This is a genomic window from Caldisalinibacter kiritimatiensis (assembly GCF_000387765.1).
GTDB classification, from domain to species: domain Bacteria; phylum Bacillota; class Clostridia; order Tissierellales; family Caldisalinibacteraceae; genus Caldisalinibacter; species Caldisalinibacter kiritimatiensis.
This window is the reverse complement of the sequence record NZ_ARZA01000087.1, coordinates 1-14681: the sequence shown is the minus strand read 5'-3', so window position 1 is coordinate 14681 and position 14681 is coordinate 1. Positions and strand designations below refer to the sequence as shown.

Sequence of the window (14681 nt, the reverse complement as noted above, 5' to 3'; positions counted from 1 at the left end):
ACAATCTATTCTTGAGGGCTAGCGCCCATTAAAATCTTTTAGATGCGAAACTTCTGTTAATTTTACATTTCTTTTATCCAAATACTATTCTACATATAACAACAGATGCAATAACTGCAGCCAAATGGGACAATAACGCTGCCTTTAATGTATGTCTTGAATTCTTTATTCCAACAGCTCCAAAGTATATAGCCATGGTATAGAATATAGTTTCTGCTGAACCCATCATCGTAGAGGCAACTCTACCGGCGAAAGAATCAGGACCATAGGTAGTCACTATATCCCTAACTATGGCAAGAGAACCACTTCCTGATATTGGACGCATTATAATGAGGGGTAAAACTTCATTGGGTATACCTAAAATATTTGTAATTGGCTTAAATATACTTACTAAAAGCTCCATTGCTCCTGACTTTTTGAATATCCCTATTGCTACAAATATAGCTATAAGATAGGGCATTATCCTTATAGCAGTCTTAAATCCCTCCTTTGCTCCTTCTACAAAGCAGTCATATAGGTTTATATCTTTTATATATCCATGTATCAAAATTATTGATATTATTACAGGTATAATAGAAACGGATATTATGCTTAATATTTGTACCAAAATATTCACCCTCTATTCTCAAGTAGCTTAGCACTGAATATCCCTACTATAGTTGAAACAGTTGTAGCTATCAATGACGTACCTATTATTTCAGTTGGATTTAACGACCCTGCATCAGCTCTAATTTTTAAAACAGTCAAAGGTACTAACTGTACTGACGACATATTAATCACAAGAAACATACACATTGCATTTGTAGCCCTTTTCTTATCTGTGTTTAGATTATTCATCTCTTCCATAGCTTTTACTCCCAAAGCTGTAGCTGAATTTCCTGCTCCAAACATATTAGTAACCATATTCATCACGATTGCACTTATTGCAGGATGATCTTTAGGTATGTCTGGAAATAAAAAATTAGTAATTGGTGTTAATATTTTACTAAAGCTCTTTATTAACCCTGACTTTTGTGCTATATTCATTAAACCAAGCCATACTGCCATTATCCCCGTAAGTCCTATGGCAAACATTACAGCCTCTTGGGTATCCTCTATAACAGCTGTGTTAATCACATCTATATTGCCTGTAAAAATAGCAACAAGCATACCTATAAATATTAAAAAGAACCATATGTAATTAATCACAATTATCAATTCTCCTTTTTTATCTATTCTAATCTCCAATTTTATTTTTAGTAGCCAATAGCCAAAAGCCACTTCGTGACTTTCATTCCCTACCAAATTATATGCAAAATAAAGTTTGGTAATGAATTTTTAAATTTTTTCCAAAAAAGTCTTGACACATAGACCTTCATCTGATATTCTTAAATTGTAATCATTACAAATTCAGAATTATTACAAATAAATTTGTACATAAAGGAGGGATATAAGGTGGATATTATGGAAAAAGTATTAGATGTACTCAAAACTTCAGAAGAGGCACTTAAATCTAAGGAAATATCAGAAATTGCAGGAATAGATAAAAAAGAAATTGATAAAGCTATAAAAAAATTAAAAAAAGAAGATAAGGTATATTCTCCTAAAAGATGTTATTATAGTATTAGATAACATCGTTAAAAGGAGTTGAATATTCAATGAAAAAAGAAGATATACGCAGTTATCTAATGGAAAAAGGAATCAAACCATCTTATCAAAGAATAAAAATTCTTGAATACTTACTAGAGCATAGAACTCATCCTACAGTGGATGAAATCTATAAAGAGCTTGTAAAAGAAGTACCGACATTATCTAAAACAACAGTATATAACACATTAAATCTGTTTATAGAAAAGAATTTGGCTACTGTAATAACAATAGAAGAAAATGAAACAAGATATGATGCCGATACTTCAATACATGGTCACTTTAAATGTGAAAAGTGTGGTAAGGTTTATGACTTTAATGTTAATATCTCAAATTTAGCCTATGATGGTCTTGAAAATTTTCAAATTAATGACCAGCATGTGTATTTTAAGGGTATTTGTAAAGATTGTTTAAAAAATAAATAAAAAAATTAAAGGAGGAGTAAGCATGATTGAAAGAATGCCACTTATTGGAGACAAATTCCCTGAAATGGAGGTTATAACAACCCATGGTACTATGACTTTACCAAATGATATGGAGGGAAAATGGTTTGTACTATTCAGCCATCCAGCTGATTTCACTCCTGTATGTACTACTGAGTTCGTAGCTTTTCAAAAAAGAATGAAAGAGTTTAAAGCATTAAACTGTGAGCTTGTTGGATTAAGTATTGACCAAGTTTTCTCACACATTAAATGGGTTCAATGGATTGGGGAAAATTTAGATGTAGAAATTCAATTCCCAGTAATAGCAGATGATACTGGTAAAGTTGCTGCAAAATTAGGTTTAATTCACCCTGGAAAGGGAACAAATACAGTAAGAGCAGTATTTATAGTTGACCCTAAAGGTACAACTAGAGCTATCCTTTACTATCCACAAGAGCTTGGAAGAAATATGGATGAAATAGTAAGAATGGTTAAAGCACTTCAAGTTTCAGATAATGAAGGTGTAGCAATGCCTGCAGGTTGGCCTGAAAATGAATTAATCGAAGATAATGTAATAATCCCACCAGCCGCTGATATGAAAACTGCAGAAGAAAGAACAAAAGAATATGAAAACTTCGACTGGTGGTTCTGCTATAAAAAACTTGATAAATAATTAAGGGTTATTAAAGGGTTGTAGATAAAATCTACAACCCTTATTATATATCAAATTATAGTATATCTTCAATATATTTTAATACATCTTTTTTCCTACGACTTACCTTGCCATTGTATATTGCCTTTTTTACTTCTTCTAGAATATCACCTATCATTACTTCTTCATCTAATTGAAAGTTCTCTAATATTTCCCTTCCAGTAATTACATCTGAAATTTTTTCTATATCTTTAAACCTTGTAAGATAATTATTGGCTAGATATTCTGTAAACACCTTATATTTTCCCATATCTTCTTTAGGGTCAAGAAGTTTCCTAGTAGCTATTATGTCAGCTAAAGATATAAGTAAAATATCTAATGTATCATTCTTTAATTCCGAAAACATTTTATATAAGGTCTTACCACTTACATCGTTACTTTTATATATTACCAAAGGATACATATGCTTAGACACATACTTATATAATAAGTCTCTTTCCTTTATACTTAATCTAAGCCTTTCAGCAATAGACTTTACAATCTCAGCTCCAGTTATTTCATGACCTCTGAATCTAACTCTGCCTGTTTTATCGACTTTCTTTGCCGAAGGCTTACCTATATCATGAAAGAAAGCTCCCATTTTTATTAATGATAGACGACTATGGTTTGAAGATATCTCTTCATTTACATGGTTCTCATAAGCCCTTCTGATATGCTCTTCAAAGTAATTATCTGCATATATAATATCCTCTATGACTTCAAGGGTATATAAAGAATGTGTTAAGCTATCTACTACATGATACTTACATTCCCCTACATCTCTCATTTCAATTATTTCTGGAAAAACTTCTTGTAAAATATCAAGCTCTTTTTCCATAAAATGAAAATAATATGAAGTATTTTTGTTATTTAAAATTTTAAATAGCTCTTGAGTTATTCTCTCCCCAGGCATTTTTTTTATATGACTTTTATGTTTATTAATCAATCTCTTTGTGCTGTCATGTAATCTAAAGTTAAATTCAGACATAAATCTTACTGCTCTAAGCATTCTAATAGGGTCATCAATAAAAGCATCATCATATACATGTCTTATGATACCATTATTAATATCCTCTAATCCATTAGTTGGGTCTATAATTTTATCTTTATAATTATCTAAATCATATACGTCGACAGCCAAACTATTTAACGTAAAATCTCTTTTAAACAAATCCTGTTCTATTGAATTTCCTTTCATACTAGTAAAGTCTATTTGGATATTATTGTTTTTGTCCACTATCCTATACAGCTTATCTTCTTCACCTAAGCTAATAACCTTTTTACTTAGTCTATCAGCAAAAGTATTAACTACTTCTTCTACTCTTTCTGAAATCACACAGTCAATATCTTCACTAGGTGTATTTAATATAAGATTTCTTACATATCCACCTACCACATATATTTTTACATCTTTTTCTATACTAACCCTCTTTAGTTCCTTTAATATAAAATCCATTGTATCATCCCCAACTTAGCTTATTTCTTCATAGGATACACAAAAAGCTGTCTTTTTCTTTCTTATCTTTCCTTGCTCAACAAGCTCTTCTAATCTACTTTTTAAGAAGTCCACATCAAAGGTTACACTATGGTCTGTTTGACTTTCTATTTCTTCTAATACTTGATTGATATTCACATCTGTTATAGGTAATTTTTCCTTTATCAGTTTTAAAAACTTCTTCTCTTCTTCAGTTCTTTGGTTAACTAACTCGTCAAAAGGATTTTCTGTATGAGGACTACTAGTTTTTGCCGCCCTTATTCTAACAGGTATCGTTCTTCCAATAATAGCTGATGAAATAAAAGCATCTCCAGACTTTAGGTATGGAAGCCTTTTTGCTTCTTCATTAGTTAAATCAGTTTCCTCTTTTATAGTTTGTATATCTGAGCTTCTTACTATTCTAAATACAAATTTTGTACTTAATTGGGCAGTTATTGTTTCATCTAGTAATGTTGGTCTTTGTGTAGCTAAAATTAAAAATACTCCATATTTTCTTCCCTCTTGAGAAATCTCCTTTAAAACAGATTTTGTTGGGGAATCATATGCTTTAGGTGCAAAGTTATGAGCTTCATCTGTTGCTATTATAAACGGTGGAAAATAATCTGCTGCAGCATTTTTATACTGTGCATCCTTATAATCTCTTCTTTTACGATAAATACTACCTAAAAGATAAGTAGCAAACACTTGTAATAATCTAATATTACCTTGAATTACTACTAATTTACCAGCCTTTATGCCATCTATTATCTCTCTAATATCGTTACTAAAAACTCCATCATTATATAATCTTGTAAGCCTCCATATTATCCCCTTCACTGAACTGCTGGGACAGGATTTATCATATTTCTCAAATAATTCTTTACATTGTTTCCATCTTTCTCTTTCAACGTGATTATCACAGCTTTGAATAATTCTATCCATTTTAGCTATTGAGCCCATATCTTGAGCTTCAGAAAGCATTTTCAACCTGTCATAAAAGCTTTGATATGAGTCCCTTCTTTTGTGTAATACATCTACAACATTACTCATCGCATCAGAAAGAGAACCTGAAGCTCCTAATAGATTCTTTAAGTCTTCAGTTGAAATATCACTGAAGTTAACACCTACATGATAACCTATTTGCAGACATTTAAATTTATTTTTAAAGTCTGTTTTATATTTTTCTTCTAAATAATCGGCACAAGTAGAAAAATCCATTTCAAAATGAGGGTCTAATACTACAGTTGGTATGTTCAGTTTCATAATTTCTTCTAATAGAACCCTCATACCAAATGACTTACCTGAACCTGAACCTCCAAATATCCCTATATGGGGATACTGATGCATTGACTTAATATCAAATATAAATGGAATGCCCCTTTGTTCTTTTAATCTACCATCTTCAAATAGTGGTGCTATATCCTGTAGCGAATTATCCATTCCATTTGTCATTTCTTCAGTACTTTTAATCACTCCAGCTACTAATCCTTCCCTAGGAGAGCAGTTTATCATAAGTCCCTTTACCTCTTCGAACTCAGGTATTCTTATGTCTGAACCAGTCTCTACAGGATACTGTGCTTCCTCAAGAAGTCTTATTTTAGCTATATGTATAGTTTCATCATCTATACTATATCCTATAGCCTTTAATGACTCTATAACTGAGGAATCAACCATACCTCCGTTTATATTTAAAGGTATATATCTATTATATGATTTAGTTTCTACAACTTCTCCCATTAACTCTCCTTGTAATTTATCCATGATTATTAAAACTTCATTTATCCTAAAGGGTCTTTCATTTGATGCAATATGGGCTTCTTGCTGTGTAGTTACACCTACAACCTTCATATTTAACCTCCTTTTTTTAGTTCGTAGCTCTTGGCTCTTAGTTCGTAGTATGTAGATTTAGTCGAGGGACGTGGGCGTCCCTCGACAACAAATAGTATAAAACTCTAATCAAAGAAGATAGCATCCATCGACGAAGGAATATCATTTTTCTTTTATCCTTATTACTACTAACTACTTACCACTAGCTAATATCCAAACAATTTTACATTTCATTTCCCATACCTAGTATCCAGTACCTGATACCTGTTATTTACAACGTCCTCTTACTTCTCTCTGAAATAAATAATTTCTCCAGTATATCTCTATCAAGATATTTTTCTAATAATCCCTTCATCATGTTATCTGATATTTTTACTTCGTTATCAACAATATCTAACCACATAGGAACTCCTCTACTTTTTTCAGGAGTTAAAGTAAATACTAAATCGGCCATTTCCTTAATAAAATCTTTTTGACTATTTAATATATCCATTCCTATTACTGTTGGCTCCTTCGAGGTTCTTATAAAGCAAGAATTAAAATCATCCTTTTTTTCAACTAAATTATCTTCATCAATAATTATCATTTCACCATAATCTAATAGTCCATATAAAATTTCTCTATCATATAAGTAATCTATATTAGCAGGTATTACACCTTCTTCTATTAATTTATCACCAATTATACTTGTTTTTATATCTTTGATAACTCCAATAAGTATAATATTATTTTCCTCACACTTTTTCCTTAGGTCATACCATTTTTCTGTACACTCTATCTTATATCTTATAAGTGAACCATCCATCATTATTACATATGGTTGTAGTTGGTCTACTGCTTTAATGGCAACCTCTAATTCAATATATGCTAATTTATAATTTCTTATAAAAGAGCTAATTTCCTCTTTTGATGGATTTTCTTTTGAAATATGAAATAATATATCTTTTTCCTTTTCCGAACAAATAGGAGTATAAAAATCTGCTTCAAATATAGGATTGTCCTTCTTAATAGTGCTTTTAGCTAGTCCTTGAAATACTTCTACAAAATGAGGATACGTTCCTCCTAATTTATTTCTTGAACCATCTACTCCTACAATACCACCTTTATTAGAAATTTGTTCTAATTTTTTCGACATTAATCTATTCACTTTTTCAATTTTACCTACATTGCTTTCGACAAAGTTTCTCTTGTCTTTTCGTTTAATATCCTTTATTATTTTATAATTTTTGTTTAATATGTCATTAAGTTCAATTATCTTATCCTTAAGTTCTTTACTTATCTCAAGCATGATTTTCAACTCCTAAAATAATATTTTCTTTAAAAAATTTGTAAAAATGTGTTGACTTTTATTGGAATCAATGGTACAATTTTAATTGATGAATTTTGTCGATTTATGCACTGTAAATAAATTCAATATGATACAATAAAAATAAACTTATGTAGGAGGTAGAAAAAATGAAATCAACAGGTATAGTAAGAAAAGTGGACGAGCTTGGAAGAATTGTTATCCCAAAAGAACTTAGAAATACTTTCGACATAGCTGAAAAAGACTCTTTAGAAATCTACGTAGAAGGTGAACAAATAATTCTAAAGAAATATGCTCCAGCATGCATCTTCTGTGGACAAGCTAAAGATGTAGTTTCTTTTAAGGGTAAAAACATCTGTCCAAGCTGTATAGAAGAACTAAAAAAATAACCTACATAAAAGCAGCGTTTGCTGCTTTTATTCTTTTTTGTCTACTCTTTATCTAAATTATTTAATTCATCAAGTAGTTGGTTTATAGATATATGATGAATTATTGCTGCATCCTTTAATGTACCTGTATATACTGCATTACAGCTGCTACAATTCATTCCATGCCTTTCAAACACTTCTATGGCCCTTATATCCTCCTTAATAATATCATACATATGCATATCTTCTGTAAACCTTTTCATAAAGTCTACTCCCCTCATTCGACAAAAATTCCTAAACTTGAATTTCTATAGCTTCTTTATAAACCTCTCTTTTAGGTATTCCACGTTCTACTGATACTTTTTTTATTGCTTCTTTTTTACTGAAACCTTTATTTATATATAATATTATATGTTCTTTAATACTTATATCAAGCCATAGTTCTTTTTCTTCATCTTTTATTTGGTCATTTTCTGCTCCTTTAATTACTACTACAAATTCTCCCCTAACTCCTTCTTTATTAATTTTTTTTATGGCTTCACTAACAGTACCCCTAAATACTTCCTCATATTTTTTAGTAAGCTCCCTTACAACAGCTATTTCTCTATCTCCTAGAACTTCAACTATATCCTTTAAAAGTGCTTTTAACCGATGTGGTGATTCATACAATATGATTGTCCTTTTTTCTCTTTTTAGTTCAGTAAGACTTTCTTTTCTCTCTTTTTTCTTTGATGATAAAAACCCTTCAAATACAAACTTATCTGTTGGCAATCCTGATACTACTAAAGCCAATATAGAAGCTGTAGCTCCTGGTAGTCCAACTACATTTATATCATTTTCTATCGCTTGTCTTATCAAATCTTCTCCAGGATCTGATATTCCTGGCATACCTGCATCTGAAACTAAAGCTATATTTTCTCCATTTAATAATTTATCTATAAGTACCCTTCCTTTTTCTTTTTTATTATGCTCATGATAACTCGTCAATGGCTTTTTTATATTAAAATGATTTAAAAGCTTTATAGTATGTCTTGTATCTTCTGCTGCTATTAAATCAACTTCTTTTAAAATATTAAGTACCCTTATAGTTATATCATCTAAGTTTCCTATAGGAGTCGGGCATATATAAAGTGTACTTTTATTTGCCAAGTTACCTCTCCTTTCTCTACTTTTCCATTCCGTATATCTCATAGATTTCATCTGTATAGGTTCCATCATCATTATACACATATAGTGGGTCTTGAAATTTCAGTTCTGGTTTTGCAGCTTTAATACTCTTTATTAAAACTAAATTAGGTTTTTTACCTACTTTAGGATGAACAAACCTAATAGCTTTAGGCTCTAGTTTATATTTTCTAAGTAAACACATTATATCCACTATTCTATCAGGCCTATGAACTAAAAAGAATCTACCGTTATGTTTTAATAGTCTACTAGCAACCCTTATTACGTCCTCTAATGTACACATTATTTCATGTCTTGATATGGCTTTTTTATCTTCAGGATTTATTTTACCGGCTCCAACGATTTTATATGGTGGATTACTTGTAACTACATCGTATTTATTGACTCCTAATGTCTCTAATGCATTTCTTAAATCTATATTAAGTATCTCTATATATTCTACTATTTTATTCATTTTTACAGTTCTTTGAGCCATTTCTGCTACTTCTTGTTGTATCTCTATCCCATATATCTTTTTCACTTTATTTTTACCCCAAATAATCAACGGTATTATACCTGTTCCTGTACCAAGGTCAACCACTGTAGAATTAGGCTTTATATCACAATAGTTTGCTAATAAAACAGCATCCATTCCGAAACAAAACCATTTAGGATTTTGTATTATTTTAAGACCTTTCAATTGAAGGTCATCTATTCTTTCATTTGGTTTTAGATTAACTTCATTCATCTATCTCTCTCCTTGTCATTGGTTCATGGCTTTATCTGTATTATATCATTTAATCAATATTATAAAACACAGATTAACTTTTTTATATATTACAAAAGACCCGTTAACACGGGTCTTTATGTATTAAAAAATTTATTACTCTTGTACTGGTGCATCTACAGGGCATACATTTGCGCATGCTCCACACTCAATACATCCTTCAGCATCGATTACGTATTTGTCATCTCCTGCACTGATTACACCAACTGGACATTCTGGTTCACAAGCTCCACAGCTGATGCAAGCATCTGTGATTTTGTAAGCCATTAGGTTCACCTCCTTCAGGAAATAACACTATAACTAGTGTACCTTTTTATTTTAACATTTATTATTGAGTATTAAAAGTATTTTTGAAAGTTTTATATTCTATATTGTATTTTAAACTAAAATACATATTAATATTTAGAGAAATACAATATATAGAGTCATAGAATTTTTTACTATAAACCCTTAATTATTCTATATAGCAATAAAGTCTCTAAAAAGAGGTCTATCTTTAGACCTCTTTTATTCATTCTCTATTACTTCAATTTGGTCTGTTGCAAATGGAACTATCTCTTCAGTATCATCCTCAGATACAAGCTTAACCTTTACAGATTCTAATAATACATTAGTTTCGCATACTGTACCTTTTCCTTTAGGAGTAGATACTATTGTTCCTACCTCTGGCATATTTTCCAAAGACTTTTGATACGTTTTATGCTCAAATTTTAAACAACACATAAGTCTTCCACAAATACCAGAAATCTTAGCTGGGTTTAGTGATAAATTTTGCTCTTTTGCCATTTTTATAGATACTGGTTCAAATTCTCCTAGAAAAGATGCACAGCACATAGGTCTACCACATGGACCTAAGCCACCTATCATCTTGGCTTCGTCTCTAACTCCAATCTGTCTTAATTCTATTCTAGTTCTAAATATTGAAGCTAAGTCTTTTACTAATTCTCTAAAATCAACTCTTCCATCTGCAGTAAAATAGAATATAACTTTATTGTTATCAAATGTGTATTCTACATCTATTAGTTTCATTTTCAATCCATGTTCTTCTATTTTCTTCAAACATATATCAAAAGCTTCTTTTTCCTTTTCTTTATTCTCTTTATGTTTTTCTTTATCCTCTTCTGTTGCTAATCTTATAACTTTTTTAAGAGGAGGTACTATTTCTTCTTCATTTACTTCCTTAGGGCCAACTACTACTTGACCAAACTCAATCCCTCTAGCTGTTTCTAAAATAACATTGTCCCCCTCTTTTATATCTATATTATCAGGGTCAAAATAATATATTTTACCCGCTTTCTTAAATCTTACTCCTACAACTGTAACCATAATTATACCTCCTGAATTTTCAGAAGCATAACTTCAATAGCTAATTGATAATTAACATTTGAAGCTATATTGTTCTTCGTTTTTTTCACTTCTTCTATTATATCATGTAGTTTACTTCTTGAAAGCTTTAAGCTTTGGTCATTAAGAATATCTGTTTTATCTTTATTTATTACAAATTTAGCATCAGCCATTTCCTTTACGATTAATAAATCTCTAAACCATATAAGCATCATATCCAGTATATCGTCTATATATTCTTTATTTTGTTCAAAAAATTGACTAATACTAAACACTCTAAATTTATCACTATTAAGCGTATCGTTTATAACAGAAATTACTTCTTCTCTCAAGTTTTTAAAATCTTCAGATTCTGCTAGTTTTATAGCTTTTCCAACTATTCCATTTGAAAAAGAAGCTATAAATCTAGCTTCTTCACTAGATTTATTATATTTATTAACTAATACCTGCTCTATTTTGTTATTTTGAACAGGATTAAATTTTATTATCTGACACCTCGAAACAATAGTAGGTAAAATACTATAGCTATTAGTAACAGTCATTATTATTATAGCATACTCTGGAGGCTCTTCTAATGTTTTTAAGAAACCATTCTCAGCCTCTTGAGTCATTTTTTGTATATCTTCAAGTATAAACACCTTTCTATTGCCTTCATATGGTAAAATTCTCATATTTCTCTGAATTTCATCAACCTGCTCTTTCTTAAAAGAATTACCTGAAGGTCCTACTATAAATAAATCTGGATGATTACCTGAATCAATTTTAATACATGATGAACACTTATCACAAGGTTCTACACCATTTTCTTTGCATAATAATGTTTTTGCAAAAGCTTTCCCTAATTTACTTTTACCTATTGACTCTGGTCCCTCAAAAAGATAACTATGGGCTATACTATTGTTCTTTATCGCTGATTGAAGATTTTTTACTATCTTTTCTTGACCTATAATATCTTTGAAGTTCATATTTATCCTCTTCCTACTTTGGAGTTGTCTTGTATATTATCTCAAATACATAGTCTATATTATATCACAAACAAATATATTAATCTGTATATGATTTAATTATATCTTTTGAAAATCTTCTACATCTACAACAAAAATAGTCGCTCCTCCTACATTAACTTCCACAGGATATGGCATGTATACACCAGCTGACCAGGTATTAGGCGCAGGTGATGTAGTTACACGCTTTCTTGATTTGCATAATTTTTTTATTATACCAATAGCTTCGTCTAACCTTTCTTTCTTAACACCAATTATTAAAGTAGTATTTCCTGCTCTTAAAAATCCCCCTGTAGATGCTAATTTAGTTACTCCAAAATTATTTTTCATTAAACTCTCAACAAGTTTTGGAGCATCTTCATCTTGAACAATAGCAATAATTAATTTCACGAAAACCCCTCCCCTTTTATACCTAGATTAATAATATAAGGTTAAAATCCTTAACTTTCAAGGTCTTGTAATAAAGGCTCAATAGCTTTTTTTATTTGCTCAAATACCTCTTCTATATTTTTACTTGCGTCTATTAATTTGATTTCATCAGGATACATTTCTTTTATTTTTAAATAGCCTTTATATACCTCTTTGTGAAAATTAATGTCTTCTTGCTCTAGCCTATCTCCTCTATTCTTTGAAGTTTTCCTCTTTAATGCTACTTCAGGGTCTATATTAAAGAATAGTGTTATATCAGGCTTTACACCTTGAATGGCAAAATCATTAATCTCTTTTATCTTTTCTATACCTATACCTCGACCAATGCCTTGATAAACTAAGCTTGAATGTACAAATCGTTCACATATTATTATTTTTCCTTCTTTTAATGCTGGTAATATTTTTTCATGAACATGTTGAGCTCTAGATGCAGCATATAATAAGGCTTCTGTAACAAAGGACATTTCAATATTTTCATTATCTAATATAATATCTCTTATCTTTTCACTTATTCTTGTTCCCCCTGGTTTCTCTAGTTGTAATAATATCGTATTCCTTTTCATTTAAGTAAGTAGTAAGTCGTTTCACTATTGTGCTTTTGCCTGAGCCATCTGGTCCTTCTAATGTTATAAATAATCCATTCATTTTATATCATTCCTTTCAATCAATAGTTACTCTTTTGTTTTTATTACTTACTTTATCACTTTTAATTGAGCGTTATTATTATCTACAAATCCTAAAAACTCTATATTGTTTTTCTTTAAATTTTCAATATAATCTATAATTTCTTCTGTTATTATTTCTCCATGACATAGAATTGGTATCCCTGGCGGATAAGGTATTATGAAGCTTCCTGATATTCGGCCTACACTTTTTTGTAAATACTCAATCTCAGTATCTTTATTAAATGCATCGTATAAACTCAAATTTATTTCAGGTTTTATACTTTTTATAGATATATCATAGATTTTAGATTCTCTATATTTCTCTTTTTTAGATATATCTTCTATTGCTTTTGCTAATTTTTCAATATTTTCTTCTTGGTCTAATACAGTTGTAAGGGCTACTCCATAATAATTATCAGCCATTTCTAATTGTATTTTATAGTCTTCTCTTAGTATAGTCTCAAGGTGCTTTCCTGTTATATTTATATCTGTAAGGTCTATCATTATCTTTGTTTTATCAAAATCATAAAAGTTGTCATCGGCTATATTGTTTTTATCGAAAATATTAACTCCCTTTATTTCTTTTAGATATGTTGTCCACTTCTCTATATTGTCAATAAGATTATCTAATCTTTGTTTTCCCTCTGTCTCCATATATGCTCTAGCTAAATCTAGTGAAGCCATTAATATATAAGAAGGACTGGTAGTTTGATATATAGAAAGCATAGTTTTTAATCTTTCAATATCAACTCTTTCTGTACCTACATGAACCATAGAGCTTTGAGTAAATGCTGGTAATGTCTTATGAGTACTTTGAATAACTATATCTGCACCTGCTTCTAAGGCCGATATAGGTAGTCTATCACTAAATTTTAAATGAGCACCATGAGCTTCGTCTACTATTAATATTTTATTATATTTATGAACTATTTTAGAAATTTCTTTAATATCGCTACATATTCCATAATAAGATGGATAAGTGATAACTACAGCCTTTATATCACTATCTGTTTTTAATGCATTTTCCACATCTTCTGGATTTATACCAGTAGCTACTTTATCTTCTTTTCTATAGTTAGGATAAATATACGTTGTTTTAAGATTCCCAAGTATCGCAGCATTGTAAACTGACCTATGGGAATTCCTTTGTATCAATATTTTATCTCCTGGTTTTGTAACTGACATTATAGCTGAATAAATACCAGCTGTTGTTCCATTTATAGAGTAAAATGTAGCTTTAGCTTCAAAGGTTTCTTTAGCTAGCTGCTGACTTTTATGTATAATAGATGTGGGGTTGTGTAAATTATCTGTACCACTTACCTCTGTTACATCTATTTCAGGTATAAGTTTACCCAAGTCTAATAAAGCATTCTCTCCTTTATGTCCTGGCATATGGAATCTAATATTATTTTCATTAATATATTTTTTTAATCCATTTATAATAGGTGTATTCATAAAAAACTCCTCCTACTTTATATATTCTACTGATTTTTTTATTTTCCTTCGTTTTTAATGAACAAAGTCGACTTCGTCGATTTGTTAGTTAGTAGTTCGTTGTTAGTAGTTAGTAGCCT

The 14681-nt window shown here is 30.2% G+C and carries 19 protein-coding genes; 4 read left to right on the top strand and 15 right to left on the bottom strand.

Annotated elements, in window-relative coordinates:
* Positions 1–73: 73 nt before the first annotated feature.
* Together L21TH_RS04365 and L21TH_RS04360 are read right to left on the bottom strand one after the other, a co-directional pair.
* Positions 74–616: a spore maturation protein gene (locus L21TH_RS04365; protein WP_423219132.1), complete on the bottom strand. Its 543-nt coding sequence runs from the start codon at positions 614–616 to the stop codon at positions 74–76.
* Positions 613–1227, bottom strand: a complete 615-nt coding sequence (locus L21TH_RS04360) for a nucleoside recognition domain-containing protein (RefSeq protein WP_242826500.1) — start codon at positions 1225–1227, stop codon at positions 613–615. Before L21TH_RS04360 ends, L21TH_RS04365 begins: the two co-directional genes overlap by 4 nt.
* Before the next feature lie 216 nt (positions 1228–1443).
* On the opposite strand from L21TH_RS04360, the gene L21TH_RS04355 reads away from it, so the two are divergent.
* Genes L21TH_RS04355 through L21TH_RS04345 form a run of 3 tightly spaced genes read left to right on the top strand, consistent with a single transcriptional unit; the run spans position 1444 to position 2721 of the window.
* Entirely contained in the window at positions 1444–1611 is a 168-nt protein-coding gene (locus L21TH_RS04355) for a MarR family transcriptional regulator (RefSeq protein ID WP_278244289.1), read from the top strand.
* A 26-nt stretch (positions 1612–1637) separates the two neighbouring features.
* Positions 1638–2051 (top strand): Fur family transcriptional regulator, encoded by a 414-nt coding sequence (locus L21TH_RS04350; RefSeq protein WP_006310400.1) that lies wholly within the window; start codon positions 1638–1640, stop codon positions 2049–2051.
* 22 nt (positions 2052–2073) lie between these two features.
* Entirely contained in the window at positions 2074–2721 is a 648-nt protein-coding gene (locus tag L21TH_RS04345; RefSeq protein ID WP_006310398.1) for a peroxiredoxin, read from the top strand.
* A 55-nt stretch (positions 2722–2776) separates the two neighbouring features.
* Here the strand turns inward: L21TH_RS04345 and L21TH_RS04340 are convergent, their stop codons facing one another.
* The 3 genes from L21TH_RS04340 to L21TH_RS04330 all read right to left on the bottom strand — a co-directional run bounded on the left by L21TH_RS04340 (position 2777) and on the right by L21TH_RS04330 (position 7328).
* Positions 2777–4195 carry a CCA tRNA nucleotidyltransferase gene (locus tag L21TH_RS04340; RefSeq protein WP_006310396.1) on the bottom strand — a complete coding sequence of 473 codons (1419 nt, stop codon included), beginning with the start codon at positions 4193–4195 and terminating at the stop codon, positions 2777–2779.
* Positions 4196–4210: 15 nt separating this feature from the next.
* The gene (locus tag L21TH_RS04335; RefSeq protein ID WP_006310395.1) at positions 4211–6061 is read right to left on the bottom strand and encodes an ATP-binding protein; all 1851 of its coding nucleotides are present in this window, start codon (positions 6059–6061) and stop codon (positions 4211–4213) included.
* A gap of 250 nt (positions 6062–6311) precedes the next feature.
* Positions 6312–7328: a DNA double-strand break repair nuclease NurA gene (locus L21TH_RS04330; RefSeq protein WP_006310394.1), complete on the bottom strand. Its 1017-nt coding sequence runs from the start codon at positions 7326–7328 to the stop codon at positions 6312–6314.
* Positions 7329–7495: 167 nt separating this feature from the next.
* On the opposite strand from L21TH_RS04330, the gene L21TH_RS04325 reads away from it, so the two are divergent.
* Positions 7496–7735, top strand: a complete 240-nt coding sequence (locus tag L21TH_RS04325; RefSeq protein ID WP_006310393.1) for an AbrB/MazE/SpoVT family DNA-binding domain-containing protein — start codon at positions 7496–7498, stop codon at positions 7733–7735.
* Between the two features lie 41 nt (positions 7736–7776).
* Here the strand turns inward: L21TH_RS04325 and L21TH_RS04320 are convergent, their stop codons facing one another.
* The 10 genes from L21TH_RS04320 to L21TH_RS04280 form a co-directional block, all read right to left on the bottom strand.
* Positions 7777–7977, bottom strand: coding sequence for a DUF1858 domain-containing protein (locus L21TH_RS04320; protein ID WP_006310392.1), 201 nt, complete (start codon positions 7975–7977; stop codon positions 7777–7779).
* Positions 7978–8008: 31 nt separating this feature from the next.
* Complete coding sequence (gene rsmI, locus L21TH_RS04315; RefSeq protein WP_006310391.1) at positions 8009–8863, bottom strand: 16S rRNA (cytidine(1402)-2'-O)-methyltransferase; 855 nt, start codon at positions 8861–8863, stop codon at positions 8009–8011.
* Between the two features lie 16 nt (positions 8864–8879).
* A complete protein-coding gene (locus L21TH_RS04310; protein WP_006310390.1) occupies positions 8880–9626 on the bottom strand; it encodes a tRNA1(Val) (adenine(37)-N6)-methyltransferase in 747 nt (248 codons plus the stop codon).
* A 135-nt stretch (positions 9627–9761) separates the two neighbouring features.
* Complete coding sequence (locus L21TH_RS04305) at positions 9762–9932, bottom strand: 4Fe-4S binding protein (protein ID WP_006310389.1); 171 nt, start codon at positions 9930–9932, stop codon at positions 9762–9764.
* 240 nt (positions 9933–10172) lie between these two features.
* The gene (locus tag L21TH_RS04300; protein ID WP_006310386.1) at positions 10173–10991 is read right to left on the bottom strand and encodes a PSP1 domain-containing protein; all 819 of its coding nucleotides are present in this window, start codon (positions 10989–10991) and stop codon (positions 10173–10175) included.
* A gap of 2 nt (positions 10992–10993) precedes the next feature.
* Positions 10994–11974, bottom strand: coding sequence for a DNA polymerase III subunit delta' (holB, locus tag L21TH_RS04295; RefSeq protein ID WP_006310385.1), 981 nt, complete (start codon positions 11972–11974; stop codon positions 10994–10996).
* 99 nt (positions 11975–12073) lie between these two features.
* Positions 12074–12403: a cyclic-di-AMP receptor gene (locus L21TH_RS04290; RefSeq protein ID WP_006310384.1), complete on the bottom strand. Its 330-nt coding sequence runs from the start codon at positions 12401–12403 to the stop codon at positions 12074–12076.
* A 50-nt stretch (positions 12404–12453) separates the two neighbouring features.
* Positions 12454–13005, bottom strand: a complete 552-nt coding sequence (gene tmk, locus L21TH_RS04285; protein WP_006310383.1) for a dTMP kinase — start codon at positions 13003–13005, stop codon at positions 12454–12456.
* Positions 12947–13087 carry a dTMP kinase gene (locus L21TH_RS15195; protein WP_423219131.1) on the bottom strand — a complete coding sequence of 47 codons (141 nt, stop codon included), beginning with the start codon at positions 13085–13087 and terminating at the stop codon, positions 12947–12949. Before L21TH_RS15195 ends, tmk begins: the two co-directional genes overlap by 59 nt.
* A gap of 47 nt (positions 13088–13134) precedes the next feature.
* The gene (locus L21TH_RS04280; protein ID WP_006310376.1) at positions 13135–14562 is read right to left on the bottom strand and encodes an aminotransferase class I/II-fold pyridoxal phosphate-dependent enzyme; all 1428 of its coding nucleotides are present in this window, start codon (positions 14560–14562) and stop codon (positions 13135–13137) included.
* Between the last annotated feature and the right edge of the window lie 119 nt (positions 14563–14681).

Bases quoted from the DNA above. Each gene is read 5' to 3' on its own strand.
- L21TH_RS04355 (WP_278244289.1), top strand. From the start codon at position 1,444: ATGGAAAAAGTATTAGATGTACTCAAAACTTCAGAAGAGGCACTTAAA.
- L21TH_RS04350 (WP_006310400.1), top strand. From the start codon at position 1,638: ATGAAAAAAGAAGATATACGCAGTTATCTAATGGAAAAAGGAATCAAA.
- L21TH_RS04345 (WP_006310398.1), top strand. From the start codon at position 2,074: ATGATTGAAAGAATGCCACTTATTGGAGACAAATTCCCTGAAATGGAG.
- L21TH_RS04340 (WP_006310396.1), bottom strand. From the start codon at position 4,195: ATGGATTTTATATTAAAGGAACTAAAGAGGGTTAGTATAGAAAAAGAT.
- L21TH_RS04335 (WP_006310395.1), bottom strand. From the start codon at position 6,061: ATGAAGGTTGTAGGTGTAACTACACAGCAAGAAGCCCATATTGCATCA.
- L21TH_RS04330 (WP_006310394.1), bottom strand. From the start codon at position 7,328: ATGCTTGAGATAAGTAAAGAACTTAAGGATAAGATAATTGAACTTAAT.
- L21TH_RS04325 (WP_006310393.1), top strand. From the start codon at position 7,496: ATGAAATCAACAGGTATAGTAAGAAAAGTGGACGAGCTTGGAAGAATT.
- L21TH_RS04320 (WP_006310392.1), bottom strand. From the start codon at position 7,977: ATGAAAAGGTTTACAGAAGATATGCATATGTATGATATTATTAAGGAG.
- L21TH_RS04310 (WP_006310390.1), bottom strand. From the start codon at position 9,626: ATGAATGAAGTTAATCTAAAACCAAATGAAAGAATAGATGACCTTCAA.
- L21TH_RS04305 (WP_006310389.1), bottom strand. From the start codon at position 9,932: ATGGCTTACAAAATCACAGATGCTTGCATCAGCTGTGGAGCTTGTGAA.
- L21TH_RS04300 (WP_006310386.1), bottom strand. From the start codon at position 10,991: ATGGTTACAGTTGTAGGAGTAAGATTTAAGAAAGCGGGTAAAATATAT.
- holB (WP_006310385.1), bottom strand. From the start codon at position 11,974: ATGAACTTCAAAGATATTATAGGTCAAGAAAAGATAGTAAAAAATCTT.
- tmk (WP_006310383.1), bottom strand. From the start codon at position 13,005: ATGAAAAGGAATACGATATTATTACAACTAGAGAAACCAGGGGGAACA.
- L21TH_RS15195 (WP_423219131.1), bottom strand. From the start codon at position 13,087: ATGAATGGATTATTTATAACATTAGAAGGACCAGATGGCTCAGGCAAA.
- L21TH_RS04280 (WP_006310376.1), bottom strand. From the start codon at position 14,562: ATGAATACACCTATTATAAATGGATTAAAAAAATATATTAATGAAAAT.